Source organism: Rhizobium sp. ZPR4 (assembly GCF_040215725.1).
GTDB lineage: Bacteria > Pseudomonadota > Alphaproteobacteria > Rhizobiales > Rhizobiaceae > Rhizobium > Rhizobium rhizogenes_D.
Window position 1 is genome coordinate 2,859,025 of sequence record NZ_CP157967.1, and the last position, 18,515, is coordinate 2,877,539.

18 protein-coding genes are annotated in these 18,515 nt (G+C 60.7%); 13 read left to right on the plus strand and 5 right to left on the minus strand.

Going from position 1 to position 18,515, the window contains the following annotated elements; genetic code table 11:
* Positions 1–240: 240 nt before the first annotated feature.
* Positions 241–834 carry a YqaA family protein gene (locus ABOK31_RS13995; RefSeq protein ID WP_174177839.1) on the plus strand — a complete coding sequence of 198 codons (594 nt, stop codon included), beginning with the start codon at positions 241–243 and terminating at the stop codon, positions 832–834.
* Between the two features lie 16 nt (positions 835–850).
* Positions 851–1,363 (plus strand): disulfide bond formation protein B, encoded by a 513-nt coding sequence (locus ABOK31_RS14000; protein WP_349956414.1) that lies wholly within the window; start codon positions 851–853, stop codon positions 1,361–1,363.
* A 264-nt stretch (positions 1,364–1,627) separates the two neighbouring features.
* On the opposite strand, the gene ABOK31_RS14005 is transcribed toward ABOK31_RS14000, so the two are convergent.
* Both ABOK31_RS14005 and ABOK31_RS14010 read right to left on the minus strand, forming a co-directional pair.
* On the minus strand, positions 1,628–2,185 hold the full coding sequence (locus ABOK31_RS14005; RefSeq protein WP_015341304.1) for an HNH endonuclease: 558 nt from the start codon (positions 2,183–2,185) through the stop codon (positions 1,628–1,630).
* Between the two features lie 112 nt (positions 2,186–2,297).
* A complete protein-coding gene (locus ABOK31_RS14010; RefSeq protein ID WP_174177843.1) occupies positions 2,298–2,987 on the minus strand; it encodes a DNA-3-methyladenine glycosylase 2 family protein in 690 nt (229 codons plus the stop codon).
* Here ABOK31_RS14010 and gluQRS point away from each other — a divergent pair.
* The gene (gene gluQRS / locus ABOK31_RS14015) at positions 2,986–3,867 is read left to right on the plus strand and encodes a tRNA glutamyl-Q(34) synthetase GluQRS (protein WP_349956415.1); all 882 of its coding nucleotides are present in this window, start codon (positions 2,986–2,988) and stop codon (positions 3,865–3,867) included. The two genes, ABOK31_RS14010 and gluQRS, sit on opposite strands and share 2 nt — an antisense overlap.
* On the opposite strand, the gene ABOK31_RS14020 is transcribed toward gluQRS, so the two are convergent.
* Entirely contained in the window at positions 3,832–4,782 is a 951-nt protein-coding gene (locus tag ABOK31_RS14020; protein ID WP_349956416.1) for a YihY/virulence factor BrkB family protein, read from the minus strand. The genes gluQRS and ABOK31_RS14020 overlap by 36 nt on opposite strands.
* A gap of 111 nt (positions 4,783–4,893) precedes the next feature.
* On the opposite strand from ABOK31_RS14020, the gene ABOK31_RS14025 reads away from it, so the two are divergent.
* The 6 genes from ABOK31_RS14025 to ABOK31_RS14050 all read left to right on the plus strand — a co-directional run bounded on the left by ABOK31_RS14025 (position 4,894) and on the right by ABOK31_RS14050 (position 9,566).
* Positions 4,894–5,727, plus strand: coding sequence for an SDR family oxidoreductase (locus ABOK31_RS14025; RefSeq protein ID WP_349956417.1), 834 nt, complete (start codon positions 4,894–4,896; stop codon positions 5,725–5,727).
* A 121-nt stretch (positions 5,728–5,848) separates the two neighbouring features.
* Positions 5,849–6,052, plus strand: coding sequence for a twin transmembrane helix small protein (locus ABOK31_RS14030; RefSeq protein ID WP_174177850.1), 204 nt, complete (start codon positions 5,849–5,851; stop codon positions 6,050–6,052).
* Between the two features lie 13 nt (positions 6,053–6,065).
* Positions 6,066–6,644 (plus strand): cob(I)yrinic acid a,c-diamide adenosyltransferase, encoded by a 579-nt coding sequence (locus ABOK31_RS14035; protein ID WP_174177852.1) that lies wholly within the window; start codon positions 6,066–6,068, stop codon positions 6,642–6,644.
* A 195-nt stretch (positions 6,645–6,839) separates the two neighbouring features.
* A complete protein-coding gene (locus tag ABOK31_RS14040) occupies positions 6,840–7,589 on the plus strand; it encodes an electron transfer flavoprotein subunit beta/FixA family protein (RefSeq protein WP_349956418.1) in 750 nt (249 codons plus the stop codon).
* A gap of 24 nt (positions 7,590–7,613) precedes the next feature.
* Entirely contained in the window at positions 7,614–8,543 is a 930-nt protein-coding gene (locus tag ABOK31_RS14045; protein ID WP_349956419.1) for an electron transfer flavoprotein subunit alpha/FixB family protein, read from the plus strand.
* A 144-nt stretch (positions 8,544–8,687) separates the two neighbouring features.
* Positions 8,688–9,566 (plus strand): 3-hydroxybutyryl-CoA dehydrogenase, encoded by an 879-nt coding sequence (locus tag ABOK31_RS14050; protein WP_349956420.1) that lies wholly within the window; start codon positions 8,688–8,690, stop codon positions 9,564–9,566.
* Positions 9,567–9,610: 44 nt separating this feature from the next.
* Here ABOK31_RS14050 and ABOK31_RS14055 read toward each other — a convergent pair whose 3' ends face one another.
* Together ABOK31_RS14055 and ABOK31_RS14060 are read right to left on the minus strand one after the other, a co-directional pair.
* On the minus strand, positions 9,611–11,467 hold the full coding sequence (locus ABOK31_RS14055; RefSeq protein WP_349956421.1) for a tetratricopeptide repeat protein: 1,857 nt from the start codon (positions 11,465–11,467) through the stop codon (positions 9,611–9,613).
* A 121-nt stretch (positions 11,468–11,588) separates the two neighbouring features.
* Positions 11,589–12,254, minus strand: coding sequence for a TlpA disulfide reductase family protein (locus tag ABOK31_RS14060; RefSeq protein WP_349956422.1), 666 nt, complete (start codon positions 12,252–12,254; stop codon positions 11,589–11,591).
* 23 nt (positions 12,255–12,277) lie between these two features.
* Here ABOK31_RS14060 and argH point away from each other — a divergent pair, with 23 nt between their 5' ends.
* The 4 genes from argH (at position 12,278) to ABOK31_RS14080 (ending at position 18,464) form a co-directional block, all read left to right on the plus strand.
* Entirely contained in the window at positions 12,278–13,678 is a 1,401-nt protein-coding gene (gene argH, locus ABOK31_RS14065; protein ID WP_349956423.1) for an argininosuccinate lyase, read from the plus strand.
* A 210-nt stretch (positions 13,679–13,888) separates the two neighbouring features.
* Positions 13,889–14,083 carry a lipoprotein gene (locus ABOK31_RS14070; RefSeq protein WP_015341316.1) on the plus strand — a complete coding sequence of 65 codons (195 nt, stop codon included), beginning with the start codon at positions 13,889–13,891 and terminating at the stop codon, positions 14,081–14,083.
* 13 nt (positions 14,084–14,096) lie between these two features.
* Complete coding sequence (gene lysA / locus ABOK31_RS14075; RefSeq protein ID WP_349956424.1) at positions 14,097–15,368, plus strand: diaminopimelate decarboxylase; 1,272 nt, start codon at positions 14,097–14,099, stop codon at positions 15,366–15,368.
* A gap of 351 nt (positions 15,369–15,719) precedes the next feature.
* Positions 15,720–18,464 (plus strand): TIGR02302 family protein, encoded by a 2,745-nt coding sequence (locus ABOK31_RS14080; RefSeq protein WP_349956425.1) that lies wholly within the window; start codon positions 15,720–15,722, stop codon positions 18,462–18,464.
* Positions 18,465–18,515 lie beyond the last annotated feature (51 nt).

Sequence of the window (18,515 nt, forward strand, 5' to 3'; positions counted from 1 at the left end):
GACCTCTTTGTGCTCGCTTGAAAGCGAATCTTTCACAATACAATGCTAAGTTTAGTATTAAGATACAGCAACATTATTTTAGAGCTGGATATTTCAGAGGTAATCACGTGGCATGAAAGCCATCACACCCTCACATCATCACGAAAAATTTTGCCTTTCCGCCATTTCCGTCAGCCCCCGACCATTTACAGCCATATTCCTGCCCCCTAAAGGTTTGCAACGCAGCAAAAAGGGGCCTTCATGCTTCGTAGACTTTACGACTGGACCATGTCGCTTGCCGGCCGCAAATCGGCGGAAATCTGGTTGGCCGTTATCGCCTTCGTCGAAAGCTCGATCTTTCTCGTTCCGGCCGACGTGCTTTTCCTGCCGATGTCGCTTGCCAAGCCCGAGCGCGCCTGGCGCTATGCGCTGACGGCGACGGTTGCCTCCGTGCTCGGCGGTATTGCCGGCTGGGCGCTCGGCTACTACGCCTTCGAGACCATTGCCAAGCCGATCCTCGAATTCTACGGCAAGCTCGACGCCTTCAATCAGATGAGCGCCGGCATCACCTATGAATGGGTGCTCCTGCTGCTGGTCACATCGGGTCTGGCGCATCTGCCGCCGATCAAGGTGGTGACGATCCTCTCCGGCGTCGCCCATATCGATCTCGGCCTGTTCATCATCTCCGCCATCGTCGCGCGCGGCGCGCGCTTCTTCTTCCTGGCCTTCCTTTTGCGCCGCTATGGCGAATCGATCCGCCATTTCATCGAGAAGCGCCTCGGCCAGATCACCATGGTCGCCGCCGGCATTCTGATTGCCCTCTATGCCGTCTTCCATTTTGCCCTGGCGAGCTGACCAAGGAGCCCCCAGCATGTCCATGACTTCGCCCTCCCCCCGCGCCGGCCTTAGCTATGGCGTATTGCTGACGATCGGCATGATCGTCGTCATCGGCTCGGCGCTCGGCTTCCAGTATATTGGCGGCTACATCCCCTGCGCGCTCTGCCTGGAGCAGCGCCAGCCCTATTATTACGGCATCCCGGTCGCCATCATCGCCGTGCTGACGGCGGTTGCAGGCCTGCCCTCGTGGATCACGCGCGGCCTCTTGATCATCGCCGGCCTGATGATGATTGTCGGCGGCGGCATCGGCGTCTACCACGCCGGCGTCGAATGGCATTTCTGGGAAGGCCCGACCACCTGCTCGACGACGGCAAGCAGCGTCACACAGAACGCCGGCGACCTGCTCGGCCAGCTGAACACCATCAAAGGCCCCTCCTGCACGGAAGCGGCCCTTCGCATCCTCGGCCTGTCGATGGCCGGCTGGAACGTGATCGCCAGCGTGATCCTGGCTGCAATCGCCTTTGTGGGTGCGAAAAAGGCGGCTTGATTTTCGGGGGGTGACGCCCTCGTATGCGGCGGCTCTGATACCCCCCTCTGTCGCTGTCACGACATCTCCCCCACGAGAGGGGAGATCGTTGGGAGTCTGCCGCGCCTCTGCAAAAGACAAATGAACTCGGCGACAGCAGACGCGATGTCAGTTTAGATCGGGAAAGTACCACAAGTGACCAATCTCCCCCCTTGTGGGGGAGATGTCCCGAAAGGGACAGAGGGGGTGCCGCACCCTCCCGGTGCACAGTCGCCAACGAGGCCCTTACGGCTGCAGTTCCGAATCCCAGTAGAGATAGTCGAGCCAGCTGTCGTGCAGATAGTTCGGCGGGAACAGGCGGCCGTTGTTGTGCAGGTCCTGCACCGTCGGCTGGTATGGCTTTTGCGCCGGGAACATGCCGGCCTGCTTCGGCAGCTTGCTGCCCTTACGGAGATTGCACGGCGAACAGGCGGCCACGACATTCTCCCAGGTCGTCTCGCCGCCGTGGGCGCGCGGGATGACGTGGTCAAAGGTCAGGTCGTCATGGGAGCCGCAATACTGGCATTCGAACTTGTCGCGTAGGAAGACGTTGAAGCGGGTGAAGGCGGGATTGCGGGACGGCTGCACATATGTCTTCAGGCATACGACGCTCGGCAGCCGCATCGAGAAGCTCGGTGAGGACACGCACTGATCGTATTCTGCGATGATGTTCACACGGTCAAGAAAAACCGCCTTGATCGCGTCCTGCCAGGACCAGAGCGACAAGGGATAGTAACTCAGCGGTCTGTAGTCGGCGTTCAGCACGAGCGCCGGTAAGGACTGCGGGGAGACTGCAATCGTCAAGGAACCCTCCTGATCGATTCGGCATCTACATCTTGTATATTAGGCCGGTTGTTACAGGATTGTGAAGTCCAATAAATTCAGTGCATAAAGGCAATTTCGGGGAGGCGGCCGATTAAACTATAGGCAGCGCATCCCGGCGTGTTTTCACGGCATAATAAGCCCAGAAAAGCCGGGCCGCGACCGAGCGCCAGGGCGCCCAAACCGCGGCTTCCCGGGCAACTGCCTTGGCCAAGGGCCTGACTTCGTGGCCGAAAGCCATGCCGACGGCTGCCTGCAGCGCGACGTCGCCGGCCGGAAACACATCTGCGTGACCACCGCAAAACATCAGATAGACCTCGGCCGTCCACGGACCGATTCCCTTGATCGACGTCAGCTCGGCGAGCGCCTTTTCAGGTGATTCGGCGCTGAGCGCATGTAGATCGAGGCTGCCGCCGGCAACGGCTGCGGCCACGCGCGCCAATGTCTCATGCTTGATTCGCGACAGGCCGAAGGTCCGCCAGGCCTCCGGCTCCAGCCCTGCATAGCCCTTTGCTGTTATCTGCCCCATCCCGGCAATCATCTTACCCCATATGGCATCGGCGCTGGCGCGGGAGACCACCTGCGACACGATGATGTGGGCAAGCCCCTCGAAGCCCGGTTCGCGCAAGCGCAGCGGCAAGGCGCCCGCCTCTGCGGCAACCTGCCGCAGGCGCGGATCAAGCTCCAATAACGCAGCCAGCCCCTCTTCGATGTCGCGTTCGTCGCAAATGATCTGCATGACGTCTCGTAGTCCCCGGTTCGAATTCGTGGCAGAAGAAAGCATGATCGAGATTCCCCGTCAAAAGCCGAAGTTCCGTTTTGCCCCGAGCCCCAATGGCCCATTGCATCTCGGCCACGCCCTGTCGGCCATCCTCAATCACGACATGGCGGCGGAAGCGAGCGGCGATTTCCTGCTGCGCATCGAAGACATAGATCAGGCGCGCTGCACACCCGATTTCGAACAGGGCATCTATAGCGATCTTTCCTGGCTCAGCCTCAGCTGGCAGGAGCCGGTGCGCCGGCAATCCGAACATTTTCCGGCCTATCAGGAGGCATTGCAGAGGCTCGTCGAGCGCGGCCTCGTCTATCCCGCCTTTCTGACGCGCGGCGAAGTCAGATCACGCGTCGCTGCTTTCGAGGCGGATGGCAAATCATGGCCGCGCGACCCGGACGGCACGCCGCTCTATCCCGCGGACGATCGCGAGCGCAGCGATGTCGAGCGCCAGCGCCTGTTGGCGTCGGGCATGAAGCATGCCTGGCGTCTCGACATGGAAAAGGCGTTGAAGGCAACGAGCACACCGCTCCATTGGCGGGAAAGCGGCGACGGCGAAACCGGCACTATCCCCGCCGACGCGGCCGCCTGGGGCGATGTCGTGCTGTCGCGCTCCGATGCTCCTTCGAGCTATCATCTTTCCGTTGTCGTCGATGACGCCGTGCAAGGCATCACCCACATCGTGCGCGGCCTCGATCTTTTCCCCGCAACTTCAATCCACCGCCTGCTGCAGACGCTGCTTGCCCTGCCGGAGCCGCTCTATCATCACCATCGCCTCCTCCTCGGCAGCGATGGAAAGAAACTGTCCAAGAGCCTGGGCGACACCGGCATTGCCGAATGGCGCAATCTAGGCCTCTCACCGGCGGAGCTTCGCCGCCGCATCGGCCTCTGATTCGCCCCTTGATTCGGAAGATTGTTTTTCCGCTGGCGCCTCGGCGGCGGAACGGCTCGCCGCCTTGCCGAACAGCAGACGGCGTACGCGGAATTTCATCAAGGCCGCGTTGATCTCCGCCCCCATGATGAAGATCACGGCCAGCATATAAAGGAAGATCAGCACGATCATGACAGATGCCAGACCGGCATAGGTGGCGGTGTAATTGGCAAAGGTCGAGAGATAATAGGCAAAGAGCAGCGCGCCGATCGACCAGAAGACCAGCGTCAGGATCACGCCGGGGATGACGTCGAACACCCGCCGGCGCCCGGCCGCAAGCCACAGATGCAGGATCATCAGGCCCGCCAGCAGCAGGAAGATCGTGCCGTAGATCCGCCAGCTGAAGACGATGTCGAAGATATCGGCAAGCTTCGGCAGCCATTGCCGCGTGTAGTTGAGCGCCAAGGGCACCGCGACGAGCAGGATGCTCAGAATGGCGAAGATCAGCACGGCGATCAGCACATAGCCGAGACTGGCGAGGCGGTTGAAATACCAGGGTCGGGTTTCAGGCACGCGATAGGCGCGGTTGAGCGATATGCGCAGCGCCTCGACGCCGTTCGAGGCGAAATAGGCGGCCGCAAGCACGGAAATCGTCAACAGGCCGCCGCGCGGTATGGTCAGCACCTGCACGACCTGATCGGCGAGCGGCTTGGCGATGGCTTCGGGCCAGGTATCGAAGATCAGATGCACGGCGGTCGACGAAAACTGGCTGGCGCCGAGAAAGCTTGCGAGCGCCGTGCCGAAGATCAGGAAGGGGAAAACCGCCAGTAGCGTCGACAGCGCCACATGGCTTGCCATGGCGAACCCGTCATCCTCGACGAAATGGAACACTGCGTCGTAGATCACCTTGTAAATCGTCCGCAGGGCTGTCGGCATTCCATCTCCGCTTGGGGTCGGCATTCCTCCGGCTGATACCGCCGGTTGTCGATTGTATCGGGTTCCTGAATATGGGAAACGAGTTCCGGTTTGTACAGGAATCATCTCTCCATGACGGAACAACGCACGATCCTCGTCACTGGTTGCTCCTCCGGCATCGGCGCTTACTGCGCACGGGCGTTGCGTGACGATGGATGGCGCGTCTTTGCGACCGTGCGCAAGGAAGAAGATCTCGCCGTGCTCGAAGCCGACGGCATCGAAGCGCTGCTCCTCGACTATACAAAGTCCGAGACCATTTCCGCCACCGTGGCGACGCTACGCGAGCGCACGGGCGACCGCATCGACGCTCTCTTCAACAATGGCGCCTATGGCCAGCCGGGTGCCGTTGAGGATCTTTCGACCGATGTGCTGCGCGAACAGTTCGAGACGAATTTCTTCGGCTGGCACGAGCTGACCCGCCAGATTCTGCCGCTGATGCGAAAGCAGGGCCATGGCCGCATCGTCAATTGCTCGTCCATTCTGGGACTGGTTCCCTATCGCTTCCGCGGCGCCTATACTGCGTCGAAGTTCGCGCTCGAAGGGCTGACGATCACGCTCAGAATGGAGCTGCAGGATAGCGGCATCCATGTGAGCCTCATCGAGCCCGGCCCGATTGCGACGAAGTTTACCGCCAATGCGCTCGCCAAGATCAACGAGCATATCGACCTCGAAGGTTCTCCCCATGCGGTGGAATACCGCAGGCAGCTGAAACGGCTTGATGGATCAGGACCGATCAATAAACATAAATTGGGTCCGGAAGCGGTCTATGATGTGCTAAAATCGGCTTTGAACGTCAGAAATCCGCGCCCGCATTACCTGGTAACGACACCCGCCAAGCAGGGCGTGCTCTTGAAAAGGCTATTGCCGGCTAACCTTTTCTATCGTCTGATGCGCCGACTGGACTAAAGCAATCCCAGGAAAAGCGCGGAACGGTTTTCCGTCCGGGATTGCGGAACAATCATGAAATGGGGCGGCTCGAAGATTCCGTTGGAGGCTGAGCCGCTCTGAAGACAAGGATGGAGGAGCCATGTCGACCGTTACCTATACCGCCGCCATCATTGTCATGGGCCTCGTCGCGATCGTTCTCATTCGCGGCCTGCTGAACATGATGAAAGGCGACAATCCGAACCTTTCGAACCGGCTGATGCAGCTGCGCGTTCTGCTGCAGGCAGTGGCGGTCATCCTGATCATGCTGACGCTTTGGCTGACGGGCGGCGGCCGCCCGGCCTAACCACAGGAACACGATGGTCAAGCTGAACAAGATCTACACCAAGACCGGCGATGACGGCACCACCGGCCTTGCCGCCGGCCCGAGGCGCCTGAAGCACGACCTGCGCGTCGAAAGCTACGGGACTGTCGATGAAGCCAATTCCGCTATCGGCGTCGCCCGGCTGCATACGTCAGACATGCCCGAGATCGACGCGATGCTGATGCGCATCCAGAACGATCTCTTCGATCTCGGCGCCGATCTTTCGACCCCGGAAACCGATGAGCCTCTGGCCTATGAACCCCTGCGCATCATCGACCAACAGGTCGAGCGCCTCGAACACGATATCGATCTGCTGAATGCCGATCTCGAGCCCCTGAGATCCTTCGTTCTTCCGGCCGGGAGCGCGGCATCCGCCCATCTGCACCTCGCCCGCACCATTGCCAGGCGTGCCGAGCGCCTGATGGTGGCGCTGTCGCGTGAGCAGGGCGAACGGGTGAGCCCGGCGGCGCTGAAATACGTCAACCGGCTCTCCGATTTCCTCTTCGTCGCCGCACGCCATACCAATGATCGTGGCCGCGCCGACGTGCTCTGGGTTCCGGGCAAGAATCGATAGCGGCATCCGCCAATCATCCGGGCATATGTATTGACGTTGACGTAAACGTTATTTATGCCTTTCAAGCAATTCGCATCTCGGCGGCCTGGAAGCGTTGTAATTGGGGAAAAAACGCGTATCCATGTCGCCATTCGACAAATGGAATGGCGCTAAGCAGCGCATGTTCTCGGGCGGTCATGTTGAAGGAAGGTTTCCATGAAGATACTGGTTCCCGTTAAGCGGGTCGTTGACTACAACGTAAAGATCCGCGTGAAGCCGGATGGTTCTGGCGTTGAGCTATCGAACGTGAAGATGTCGATGAACCCGTTCGACGAGATCTCGGTCGAAGAAGCGCTGCGTCTGAAGGAAGCCGGCAAGGCGGAGGAAGTCGTGGTCGTCTCGATCGGGCCGGCCAAGGCTGAAGAGACGCTGAGAACGGCGCTCGCCATGGGTGCGGATCGCGCCATCCTGGTCGAGACCGACGATCAAGTCGAGCCGCTCGCTGTCGCCAAGATCCTGAAGGGTGTTGCAGACGCCGAACAGCCTGGCCTCATCATCGTCGGCAAGCAGGCGATCGATGACGACAGTAACCAGACCGGCCAGATGCTGGCAGCATTGCTCGGCACGGCCCAGGCCACCTTCGCCTCGAAGATCGAGATCGATGATGGTAGCGCCAAGGTCACCCGCGAAGTCGATGGCGGCCTGCAGACGATCGAGGTAAAGCTTCCGGCTGTCGTCACCTCGGACCTGCGCCTCAACGAACCGCGTTATGCTTCGCTGCCGAATATCATGAAGGCCAAGAAGAAGCCGCTCGACAAGAAGTCGCCGGCCGATTTCGGCGTATCGACCGAGCCGCGGCTGAAAGTCTTGAAGACGGAAGAGCCCTCGGGCCGCAAGGCGGGCGTCAAGGTCAAGTCGGTTGCCGAGCTGGTCGAAAAGCTCAAGACCGAAGCCGGCGTTCTCTAAGGTCCAGGAAAAGGAGACTTCATCATGGCCATTCTTCTTCTGGCTGATCACGACAATGCCCATCTCTCCGACCAGACTGCCAAGGCGCTGACGGCGGCAACGAAAATCGGCGGCGACGTCCATGTGCTGGTTGCCGGTGCGGGCGCCAAGGCTGCGGCCGAGCAGGCTGCCAAGCTTTCCGGCGTCTCCAAGGTATTGGTTGCCGAGGATGCCAGCCTTGCCAACAATCTGGCAGAACCGCTGGCGGCGCTGATCGTTTCGCTGGCCGGCTCCTACGACACCATCATCGGTGCCGCGACTTCGGTCGGCAAGAACGTGCTGCCGCGCGTCGCCGCCCTGCTCGACGTCGCCCAGGTCTCTGAGATCATTGAGGTCATCTCGGCCGACACCTTCAAGCGGCCGATCTATGCCGGCAATGCCATCCAGACGGTACAGTCGACCGACGCCAGGAAGGTGATTACCGTGCGTACCGCCTCCTTCGCCTCGGCTGCCGAAGGCGGTTCGGCTGCGATCGAGACGGTGTCTGCCGCTGCCGACCCGGCCCTCTCCAGCTTCGTCGGCGATGCCTTGTCCTCTTCGGATCGTCCGGAGCTGACCTCCGCCAAGATCATCATCTCCGGTGGTCGCGCGCTGGGCTCGGCGGAAAAATTCAAGGAAGTCATCCTGCCGGTTGCCGACAAGCTCGGTGCCGCCGTTGGCGCCTCGCGCGCCGCCGTCGATGCCGGCTATGCGCCGAACGACTGGCAGGTGGGCCAGACCGGCAAGGTGGTGGCACCGCAGCTCTATATCGCCTGCGGCATTTCCGGCGCCATCCAGCATCTGGCCGGCATGAAGGATAGCAAGGTCATCGTTGCCATCAACAAGGACGAGGAAGCCCCGATCTTCCAGATCGCCGACTATGGCCTCGTCGCCGACCTCTTCGAAGCCCTGCCGGAATTGCAAAAGGCGCTTTGATCGCGCCACTGGCCTTCTCGCAGTTGCGAGAGACTGGAAAATCGTCTTTTATAGGTCTATCAATCTTTGCCGGGCTAGAAATGGCCCGGCAAATTTGGGTTAAGAGCATAAGCGCATCGCCAGGAGCGCGCCGGGGAGTTGGCAATGAGTTCGCTGAAGACGATCGGTATTATCGGCGCGGGCCAGATGGGCTGCGGCATTGCCCATGTATCCGCCATGGCCGGCTATAAGGTCCATATCTACGATCTCTCGCAGGATCGCATCGAAAGCGGACTTGCCACCATCAACGGCAATCTCGCCCGCCAGGTCGCATCCGGCAAGATGACCGATGAAGAGCGCAAGGCGGCTCTCGCGCGCATTACCGGCTCGGCTGATCTCAACGATCTCGCCCAAGTCGATCTCGCCATCGAGGCCGCGACGGAAGATGAAAGCGTCAAGCGCAAGATCTATGCGCAGGTATGTCCGGTGCTGAAGCCTGAGGCGCTGCTCGCGACGAATACCTCGTCGCTTTCGATCACCCGGCTTGCCTCCGCCACCGACCGTCCCGAACGCTTTATGGGCATCCACTTCATGAACCCGGTCCCGGTCATGAAGCTCGTGGAGCTGGTGCGCGGCATCGCCACCGATGAATCAACCTTCTCGGCTGCCAAGACCTACGTCTCCTCGTTGGAAAAGACGATCACCGTTGCCGAGGATTTCCCCGCCTTCATCGTCAACCGCATCCTGCTGCCGATGATCAACGAGGCGATCTATACGCTCTATGAAGGCGTCGGCACCGTCGATGCCATCGACACCGCCATGCGGCTCGGTGCCAACCACCCGATGGGTCCGCTGCAGCTTGCCGATTTCATCGGCCTCGACACCTGCCTGTCGATCATGCAGGTGCTGCACGACGGGCTTGCCGACTCCAAGTACCGCCCCTGCCCGCTGCTGGTGAAATATGTCGAAGCCGGCTGGCTCGGCCGCAAATCGGGCCGTGGCTTCTACGACTACCGCGGCGAAACCCCGATTCCGACACGATAATCGTCAAGCATCACGCTGCGAAAAGCGCGGTCGGCGAAGTGCGATCATGCGCTCCGCGCCCGTGTTGCTCCCGTTGTCGAAATCCATGAACGGTATTCGTTCGCTCGCCGCTCCAGAAGCAGCTCGAACGCCTGTTTGATCCTGTGCACATGCGGCGTCTTGTATTCAAAACCCGCATTGTGGAGGTGGATCAGCATCGACGCGTTGACCTCGAAGATCACCATCCTGCCCTCGGAATCGAGCGAACAGTCGATACCGAAATAATCGAGGCCGATCTGGCGGCGGATGGCATCGAGGGCAGCCATGCCTTTGGCTCCGAAGATGCGCGCGGGCTCATTGAGAAACGCCTCTTCCTCCCTGCGCATCCATTCGACACTGGCCATGCGCGTCGAGGCGTGATGCACTTTCCAGCCATCGCCGATGGCGAGATGATAGGGGAGAATCTGGTCTCCGACGAAGATGAAACGGTATTTGCGAAACAGCCCATCGGGTGAACTGTAGTTGACGAAATCCGTCAGATAGAGGGTCTGCTCTCCGGCCTCTTCGGCAAAGCGCAGCAATGCGTCGGCATCCCCAGCCAGCTCCATCATGTCGCCGCCATGCTTGCCCGCATGGCGTACGATCAGCGGAAAGGAACTGGTATCGCCATCACGCACCCGCCGCCGCAGATCCCTGGCCTCGATCCGGATCGTCGCCGGCATGACCGCATCCGCAACGCTGGTCAGACGCCGCGAGATGGATTCGCGATCGGTCGCCAGCATCAGCCGCGGATGATTGACGACAGGCCTGCGCAGAGAATCGGCGACATCGATCGCAGATGCCATGACATCAAGCCCGAAATCGGTTTCCGAGACGAGATTGACGACGACATCGACCCGATCGCTGCAGTCCTGCGGGTCGTTGCGATAATTGCGCAAGACAAAGAGCACTTCGGTATCGAAGCAGCTATCCCTGATCAGATCCTCATAGGGTGTGTTGCCAGCCTCGGGCGAGAAGAGCAGGAGCGCTCGAAACTTAGCAGGCTTCTTCGCCGCCGGATAATTGCGAACCACACCCATCTCGGCAATGATTTGAAAACAAATATGCGCGGCCGCCAGATTTCCGAACTTGAGTTCGAGCTTGCCGCAAAGCACCAGCGCATCGCGGTCGCTCGGCTCGACGCGCAGCGCTTGTTGGGCCGTGGCCAGGGCTTCGCGGTAGCGCCCCATCGCCTCCAGCGCCTGCGCCTTGTTGCAGAGGCAGCGGAAGTCACCGGGAAAGCGCGACAATCCCTTGTCATAGGCTGCGATCGCCTTGTCGAAATCGCGGTATTTCTGGAGAAGATCGCCAAGTTGCGACCACGATCTCACATCTTCGGGCGACTGGTGGCAGCTGCGCAAGGCCGCCTGCATGGCCTCCGGCATATTGCTCAGCGACTCGATGACCTCTCCGCGCTTGGCAAGGGCCGGACTAAAGTCGCTTTTGAAAGAGATCGCCCGATCAAGGCTCGAAAGTGCCTCGACCGACCGCCCCAGCTCCTGAAGCACGAACCCTTGATGGTACCACGACGCCGCGTCGTCCGGCTGCGCAGCAACCACTCTGTCATAGCACCGCAGTGCCCGGACAAGATCGCCACTGCTCTGATATGCTGTGCCGAGGCCGGATAGCGCCTGAATATAATCGGGCTTGAGGCCAAGCGCCGCTTCGAACCACAGGACCGCATCCTGCGGCCTGCCGACCTGCAGCAGCAGAAATCCCAGCATGTTGCACATGACTGGTTCACGGCTGACAAGCTCGCGGGCCGATAGCAATAGGTGGATGGCTTCCTCATAACGACCGGCCCCCGTCAAGGTCTCGGCCTGAGCCAAGACATGGGAAGCCGCTGATGCGTCGGCTGAAGCATGCGCAGGAGACTGGTTCATCTGGATCGATTTTCAAAAAGTGCCTAGGGTGATTCCAGCCTCTCAGCTGGGGCTTACCCGAGGATGACCTTCCCTCGATCAATTCCAATTCTTACGCCTGGCGACCCAGCGAACGAACGCGTTACAGCGCTGTTGCGGCCTTCACCAGGTTCTTGGCATCCTCGCTGTCCCAGACCGCCGGCCCGTTCATCGCCGACAGCAGGCAGCCTTTGTTGTCGATGAGCAACGTCACCGGCAGACCGAAGGCCAGACCCTGCTTCTTCAGTACATTGAACACGCCCATCGTGTTGTCGCGATAGTAGCCGAGCTTGTCGATCGCATATTCCGTGCGGAAGGCCTTCGTCTTTTCATCGTCGCCGGTATCGATATTGACGGCAACCACTTCGAACTTGTCGCTGCCGACGCTCTTCTCAAGCGCGTTCAATGCCGGCATTTCCTCACGGCACGGCACGCACCATGTCGCCCACACGTTCAGCAGCACGGTCTTGCCGGCAAAACTGCTGATCGACAACGGCTGCCCGTCGCCCCCCTTGAAGGAAACACCCTGAAGCGAGATCGGCGCCGGCGGCACGCTCATGGCGGCGACCTGGCCCTTGGTGAACGGCCTCAGGGCCGCTGCACGATCCTTGGCCGCCCCGCATTGATCGGCAGAGGCGGTTTCACCAATGCCATTGCCATACCCCGCCTCCTTCACGTATACCGCTGCCGCGCCGGCAATAACCCCAGCGACGGCGGCAAGCAGAACAAGTTTCATGGACGGCAGACCGAACGGCTTCTTTGCTGTCATTACATTCTCCAGGTGGGCATCTCATGACTGACGGCACGGACACCAAATCCTCCAACCAGATGTGGGGCGGGCGTTTCGCTTCCGGCCCCGCGGCGATCATGGAGGAGATAAATGCCTCGATCGGTTTCGACAAGAAGCTGTTTGCACAGGATATCCGCGGCTCAATCGCGCATGCGAGCATGCTCGCCAATCAAGGCATCATTTCAACCGAGGATAAAGACAAGATCGTTCACGGGTTGAACACGATCCTGTCAGAGATCGAAAGCGGCAATTTCGAATTCTCCCGCCGCCTCGAAGACATCCACATGAACGTCGAGGCGCGGCTTGCGACCCTGATCGGGCCTGCTGCCGGCCGTCTGCATACCGCCCGCTCGCGCAACGACCAGGTGGCGCTCGATTTCCGCCTCTGGGTGAAGGAAGAGCTGCAGAAGTGCGAGCAGGCGCTGACCGATCTGATCGCGGCCTTCCTTGACCGCGCCGAGGAACATGCCGAAACCGTCATGCCTGGTTTCACTCATCTGCAGACGGCACAGCCCGTCACCTTCGGCCATCATTGCATGGCCTATGTCGAGATGTTCGGCCGCGACCGTTCGCGCGTACGTCACGCCATCGAGCATATGGATGAATCGCCAATCGGCGCCGCGGCCCTCGCCGGCACCGGCTTCCCGATCGATCGCCACATGACGGCCAAGGCGCTCGGCTTCCGCGAGCCCACCCGCAATTCGATCGATACCGTCTCCGACCGCGATTTCGCCCTCGAATTCCTGTCGATCGCCGCGATTGCCGGCATGCATCTGTCGCGGCTTGCCGAGGAGATCGTCATCTGGTCGACGCCGCAATTCGGTTTCGTGCGCCTGTCCGACGCCTTCTCCACCGGCTCCTCGATCATGCCGCAGAAGAAGAACCCGGATGCCGCCGAACTCGTGCGCGCCAAGACCGGCCGCATCAACGGTTCGCTGGTGGCGCTGCTCACCATCATGAAGGGCCTGCCGCTCGCCTATTCCAAGGACATGCAGGAAGACAAGGAACAGGTCTTCGACGCAGCCGAAAGCCTGGAACTCGCCATTGCCGCCATGACCGGCATGATGCGCGACATGACGATCAACACCGCCCGCATGAAGGCCGCCGCCGGCTCCGGCTATTCCACCGCGACCGACCTTGCCGATTGGCTGGTACGCGAAGCAGGCCTGCCTTTCCGCGACGCCCACCATGTGACGGGCCGCGCCGTGGCGCTTGCCGAAAGCAAGTCCTGCGAGCTGGCGGAACTGTCGCTCGCAGATCTGCAGGCGATCCACCCCGATATCACCGACAAGATCTTCGATGTCCTGACGGTCGAAGCCTCCGTTGCCAGCCGCAAGAGCTTCGGCGGCACGGCGCCCTCGGAAGTGCGCAAGCAGATCGCCTTCTGGCGCGCTCGCAACTGAAAAGACTGACGAAAACGCACTTAAACAATCAGGGTGCACAAACGCGGGAAACTTCGCTAAGAAGAGTGACTTTCGCGCTAGAGCCGGATGATTTTAGGTCGAAACGATCTAAAATCATCCGGCTCTAGAATCAAAGAAGTAGAGCACGATGTCGTCTGAAAACCGCTCACACTTTTCAGCATCACGCTCTAGTCGCCCAAGAGGATTTCGATGCAGATCAACATGCCGCACATCATCCGCCTGACCGTCGTGCTTTCGGTCGTCGGCCTTGCCGTCGTCGGATGTGGCCGCAAAGGCCCTCTCGATCCGCCGAGTGCTCATGCGACCAAAGGCGGTGACGTCTCCAAGCCGACGAAGGAGCCGGGTACGGAGGACAAGAAGTTCTTCCTCGACCCGCTTCTCTGATTAGGCAGCGACCGTGAACCATTTTGAGTATCGCGACGGCATCCTCTACGCCGAGGATGTACCGGTTCCCGAGATCGCCAAGGCGGTCGGTACCCCCTTCTACGTTTATTCGACGGCAACGCTGGAGCGCCACTATCGCGTCTTCGCGGAAGCCTTCGGTGATGTCGATGCCATGGTCTGCTATGCCATGAAGGCCAATTCCAACCAGGCGGTGCTGAAGACGCTTGGTCGCCTCGGTGCCGGTGTCGACGTCGTCTCCGTCGGTGAGTTGCGCCGCGCGCTGGCCGCTGGAATCCCGGCAAACCGCATCATGTTCTCCGGCGTCGGCAAGACCGCACAGGAAATGGACGTGGCTCTGGAAGCCGGCATCTATTGCTTCAACGTCGAATCCGAGCCCGAACTGGAAGTGCTGAACCAGCGTGCCGTTCGCGCCGGAAAGGTGGCGCCCGTCTCCTTCCGCATCAATCCGGATGTGGATGCCCGCACGCATGCGAAGATCTCGACCGGCAAGAAGGAAAACAAGTTCGGCATTTCCTGGCAGCGTGCCCGCGCCGTCTATGACCGTGCCGCCAGCCTGCCGGGCATCAATGCCACCGGCATCGACATGCATATCGGCAGCCAGATCACCGAACTACAGCCATTCGACGATGCCTTCAGGCTGCTGCGCGACCTCGTGGAAACGCTGCGCGGCGACGGCCACGACATCCATCACGTCGATATCGGCGGCGGTCTCGGCATCCCCTATCGCGACGACAACAATCCGCCGCCGTTGCCGGACGCATATGCCGAGATCGTCAAAAACCAGCTCCGTGGCCTCAATTGCAAGATCGTCACCGAGCCCGGCCGGCTGATCGTGGGCAATGCCGGCATTCTCGTCACCGAGGTCATCTATGTGAAGGATGGCGGCGACAAGAGCTTCGTCATCGTCGATGGCGCCATGAACGATCTCATCCGCCCGACACTTTACGAAGCCTATCACGAGATTCGCCCAGTCGTGACGAGTGCCGCCGATGCCTCGCGCATCAAGGCCGATATCGTCGGCCCGGTTTGCGAGACGGGCGATTATCTGGCGCTCGACCGGGAGATGGCGCTGCCGAAGCCCGGTGATCTCCTCGCCGTCGGCTCGGCCGGTGCCTATGGCGCCGTGCAGGCCGGCACTTACAACAGCCGGCTTCTGGTTCCGGAAGTGCTGGTCAAGGGCGGTGAATTCCACGTCATCCGCCCGCGTGGGACCTATGAAGAGCTGATCGGCCTGGATTCCATCCCGGCCTGGCTGGAGGGATAATCGACTTCAATGCATGATTTCGGGCAGGGCTGCAAAAGCTGCTTTGCCCGATCACGTTTCAGCGAAGTCCGATTAAAAAACAGCCTTTCGAGCCCATTGCCCTCGTCTTCGCCACAAAGAATGTTATCTTTGATTGAGTGGCGTCTCGCCGGGCGCCGAGTGCGCGAGCGTGTGGGACGCCGCGCCATTCCCAACGGGCGACTAGAGCCGGATGATTTTGGATCGAATCGATCTAGAATCTGAATCCGCTCTAGAATCAAAGAAGTAGAGCATGATATCGTCCGAAAGCCGCTTACATTTTTCGGCATCATGCTCTGGCCATCAACGTCAGATCGGGAGAAGACCGGACCGATGACCAGCCCCAGCCACCCCAAGAAGGGCGCTTTCGCCACCCGTCCGGCGCTGGCGCGCATGGTTGCGGTCAAGCGTCTCTTTGCCCGGCTGGTGCTCGTCAGCGAACAGCTGCTGCCGCGACTGCTGTTGCCGGCATCCATCCTGGCAGTTTTCCTGTCCGTTGCCTGGTTCGGCATTTTCCGCATTTCGCCGGATATTCTGCGCTTTCTGCTGCTTGCCGTCTTCGCGGTCGGCTTCGCCATCTCTCTCTATCCACTGCGCCGCCTGCGCTGGCCGAGTGTTGCGGAAGCTGATCGACTGCTCGAAGAGCGCAACGGTCTCGCTCACCAGCCTGTTACGGTGCAGGAAGACGAACCGGCGCTCGATACTCCCTTTGCGCGCGCCCTCTGGCGCGAGCACCAGACGCGCATGGCCGAGCGCATCGCCGCCCTGGATGCCGGCCTGCCGAGGCCGGACATCACGCGCTACGACCGCTTCGCATTGCGCGCCGTCCCGGCGTTGCTGCTGGTAACGGCCTTCAGCTTTTCCATGTCCAATAGCGGCGGCTCGCTGAGCGATGCCTTCACGGCATCAACCTCGACATCGAGCAACCCGGATGTCCGCGTCGATGCCTGGGTTACCCCGCCCTATTACACCGGCGAAGCGCCCGTCTATCTGACCGGCAATGTCGACAATGCCGGCAACAGCCTGAACGTACCTCAATTCTCCGAGCTCACCGTGCGTGTTTCGGGTGCTGCGACGGATGAGAAAGTGCTGTTCCAGGCGACTGGTGCGGAAAAAGGCGTCGAAATTCCCGAACAGGCCGCTGATGCCGACAAACAAGGCCCTGCTGGCGCAAAGCCTGCAACGCCTCCCGCGGTACCGCCCGCAGCAAACGGCACCGGCAATATCCCGGCCGCAGACGGAATGGTTGCCCGCACGCATGTTCTCAAGCTTGAGAAGGGCGGCGAACTGACCGTCAACGGCAAGTCCTGGTCCTTCAATGTGGTCGTCGACAAGCCGCCGGAGATCACCTTCGACGGCATTCCGCATGCGACGACCAGCAGCGCTCTGGAACTCGGCTTCAAGGTCAAGGATGACTACGGCGTCGAGGAAGCCTATGCGGAGATCGTGCCGGTGGAATCCGATCCGGCTGCCAAACCCCTATACGGCCTGCCTGAATACAAGCTGGAGCTTCCGCGTCGCGACCGCCGCAATGGCAAGGGTCTGGCAACCCACGATCTGACGCAGGATCCGCTCGCCGGCAAGCGCGTCCGCATCACCCTTGTCGCCAAGGACGGTGCCGGCCAGACGGGCCGCAGTTCACCCTACGAGATGGTATTGCCGTCCCGCAATTTCAGCCAGCCGCTCGCTGCCGCCGTGGCCGAAGAACGCCAGGTGTTTGCGCTCGACACGCGGAAGATGCCGGAAGCGATCGAGCTCAACAAATCGCTGACCATCCGCCCGGAAGAGACCATTCCCGATCTCGGCAATTATCTCGCAATCAAGTCGGCGCTGACGCGCATGAAGCTCGCAAGCAGCGAAGCCTCGCTGAAGGATACCGCCGATTATCTCTGGCAGATCGCGCTCGGCATGGAAGACGCCCAGCTGACCGATGCGGAAAAGGCTCTGCGCGACGCCCAGCAGAAGCTTTCCGACGCCCTGCAGCGCAATGCCTCCGATGCCGAGATCAAGAAGCTCACCGACGAGCTGCGCAAGGCGATGGACGCCTATATGAAGGAGCTGGCCGAGCGCATGCGCAACATGCCGGCCCAGCCGAACCAGCGTTCCGCCAATATCCTGCGCCAGCAGGACCTGCAGCGCATGATGGATCAGATCGAGAATCTCGCTCGCTCCGGCGACCGCCAGGCCGCGCAGCAGATGCTTTCCGAACTGCAGCAGCTGATGAACAGCCTCCAGGCCGGCAAGCCGCAGCCGGGGCAACAGCAGAACCAAGCCAATGACAAGATGCGCGAGCAGATGGATAAGCTCGGCCGCATCATGCGCGATCAGCAGAAGCTGATGGATCAGACTTTCAAGCTCGATCAGGCCATGCGCGACCGCATGCAGCGCGGCGATTCCAACGAGGACGGCGACGGCATGATGGATCAGCCCATGCCCGGCCTCAATGACCAGATGCGCCCTGATATGGGCCAGCGCAACCAGGATCAGCAGCAAGGCCAAAACCAGCAGGGCCAGAATCAGCAAGGTCAGAAGGGCAAGGACCCCACGGACGGCATGACGGCCGATCAGCTGCGCGACGCGCTGAAACAATTGCGCCAGCAGCAGGAGGATCTCGGCAAGCAGCTCGGCGAACTGCAGAAAGATCTCGGCTCGTTGGGCATGAAGCCGAACCAGAATTACGGCAAGGCACAGCAGGAGATGAAGGGCGCGTCAGGCCAGCTCTCTGAAGGTAATGGCGAAGGCGCCGTGCAGGGACAAGGACGCGCGCTGGACGCCCTGCGTAAGGGCACGCGCGAGATGATGAACCAGCTCATGGCCCAGATGCAGCAGCAGGGACAAGGCCAGGGGCAGGGGCAGATGCCGGGACAGATGGGCCAGGGCGGCCAAAACGGCCGCGATCCGCTCGGCCGGCTACGGGATGGTCCCTTGGATGCGCCCGATAGGGACATGGTGCCGAAGATCATCGACGCCCAGCGCGCACGCGAAATTCTCGATGCCATTCGCGAACGATTGAGCAACAATCCCACGCTGAGTGAAGAACGGCGCTATCTGGAGCGTTTGCTGAATCTCGGCCAGTAAGCAGCCTGCCATGGAAGTGGCCCGTCTTTCATGCTTCGCAAAGAGGGATGA